Here is a 1,857-nt window from a genome sequence, read left to right on the forward strand (position 1 = left end):
CCAGTTCCTCCCCCCTCGGGGGAGGTGGCGCGCAGCGCCGGAGGGGGTCCGCTCAGACCTCGGATGACCCCCTCAATCAGCTTCGCTGACAGCTCCCCCAAAGGGGGAGCAATTGGACGCCGCCGCTAGCCTCGCACGCCCTTTCCCTGTAAGGCCCGGCCCCTACGCGCCCGAGGGAAAACCGCCAGCAATGCCCGAGCTTTACGACGTCGCCGCCATCGGCAACGCCATCGTCGACGTGATCGCGCCGTGCACCGACGCCTTCCTGGGCGAGAACGGCCTGACCAAGGGCGCCATGATGCTGGTCGACCCCAAGGCCAGCGCGGCGCTCTATTCGAAGATGGCCCAGGCGGTGGAAGCCTCGGGCGGCTCGGCGGCCAACACCATCGCGGGCCTCGCCAGCTTCGGCGGCAAGGGCGCCTTCATGGGCAAGGTGGCCGACGACCAGTTGGGCCGCACCTTCGCCCACGACATGCGCGCCATGGGCGCCCGGTTCGAGAACAAGCCCCTGGTGGGCGGCCCGGCCACCGCCGTCTCGATGATCAACGTCACGCCCGACGCCCAGCGCACCATGTGCACCTACCTCGGCGCCTCGGTGGAGTTCACCGACAGCGACGTCGACCAGGACGTCGTCGAGGCCTCGAAGATCGTCTACCTCGAAGGCTACCTGTTCGACGCCGAAGCCGCACGCCGCGCGTTCGCCAAAGCGGCCGCCTTCGCCCACGGCGCGGGCCGCAAGATCGCGCTGACCATGTCCGACAGCTTCGTGGTCGAGCGCCACCGCGGGGGCCTGCTGGGCTTCATCGAGAACCAGGTAGACATCCTGTTCGCCAACGAGGCCGAGCTGCTGGCGCTCTTCGAAACGTCTGACTTCGACGCGGCCTGCGAACAGCTCCTGCGCCGCTGCGACCTCGCCGCGGTCACCCGCAGCGAAAAGGGCTCGGTCGTGCTCTCGAAGGGCGAGACGCTGCACATTCAGGCCGAGCGCGTCGAGAAAGTCGTGGACACCACCGGCGCGGGCGACCAATACGCGGCCGGGTTCCTCTTCGGCCTGTCGCAGGGGCGGCCGCTGGCCGACTGCGGCCGGCTGGCCTCCCTCGCGGCGGCCGAGGTGATCTCGCACTACGGGCCGCGGCCGCAGGTTTCGCTGAAGGACCTCGCCGCTTCCAAGGGACTGTAAGGATGAGCCGCAAGGCCGAAGTCGTCCGCAACACCAAGGAAACCCAGATCCGCGTGGCCGTGGACCTGGACGGTGTCGGCAATTCCAAGGTCTCGACCGGGATCGGCTTCTTCGACCACATGCTGGACAGCTTCGCCCGCCACGGCGGCATCGACCTCGAGGTCGAGACCAAGGGCGACCTGCACATCGACATGCACCACACGGTGGAAGACACCGGCATCGTCCTGGGCCAGGCGATCAAGGAAGCCCTCGACGGTTTCAAGGGCATCCGCCGCTTCGGCCATGCCTACATCCCGATGGACGAGACCCTTTCGCGCTGCGCCATCGACTTCTCGAACCGGCCCTACCTGATCTGGAAGGTGGACTTCCGCACGCCCAAGGTCGGCGACATGGACACCGAGCTGTTCAAGGAATTCCACCACGCCTTCGCCATGAACGGCGGCGCCTGCGTGCACCTGGAAACGCTCTACGGGGCCAACAGCCACCACATCGCCGAGAGCGGCTTCAAGGCCCTGGCCCGCGCCGTGCGGCAGGCCATCGAACTCGACCCCAAGACCCACGGCCACGCCCCCTCCACCAAGGGCGTGCTCTAGGAAACCCATCCTGATGAAGAGCGTCGCCCTGATCGACTACGGGTCGGGCAACCTTCGCTCGGCCGAAAAGGCCCTCGTCCGCGC

2 protein-coding genes are annotated in these 1,857 nt (G+C 67.8%); both read left to right on the plus strand.

Going from position 1 to position 1,857, the window contains the following annotated elements; all coding sequences use genetic code 11:
• Positions 1-190: 190 nt before the first annotated feature.
• Positions 191-1,180 carry an adenosine kinase gene (locus Q0L11_RS20785; protein WP_296599800.1) on the plus strand — a complete coding sequence of 330 codons (990 nt, stop codon included), beginning with the start codon at positions 191-193 and terminating at the stop codon, positions 1,178-1,180.
• 2 nt (positions 1,181-1,182) lie between these two features.
• The gene (gene hisB, locus Q0L11_RS20790) at positions 1,183-1,773 is read left to right on the plus strand and encodes an imidazoleglycerol-phosphate dehydratase HisB (protein ID WP_296599801.1); all 591 of its coding nucleotides are present in this window, start codon (positions 1,183-1,185) and stop codon (positions 1,771-1,773) included.
• The last annotated feature ends 84 nt before the right edge of the window (positions 1,774-1,857 follow it).

Origin of the sequence: Phenylobacterium sp. (genome assembly GCF_024508875.1) — a bacterium.
Classification (GTDB): domain Bacteria; phylum Pseudomonadota; class Alphaproteobacteria; order Caulobacterales; family Caulobacteraceae; genus Phenylobacterium.

Coding starts and splice junctions, on each gene's coding strand:
- Q0L11_RS20785 (WP_296599800.1), top strand. CDS start 191: ATGCCCGAGCTTTACGACGTCGCCGCCATCGGCAACGCCATCGTCGAC.
- hisB (WP_296599801.1), top strand. CDS start 1,183: ATGAGCCGCAAGGCCGAAGTCGTCCGCAACACCAAGGAAACCCAGATC.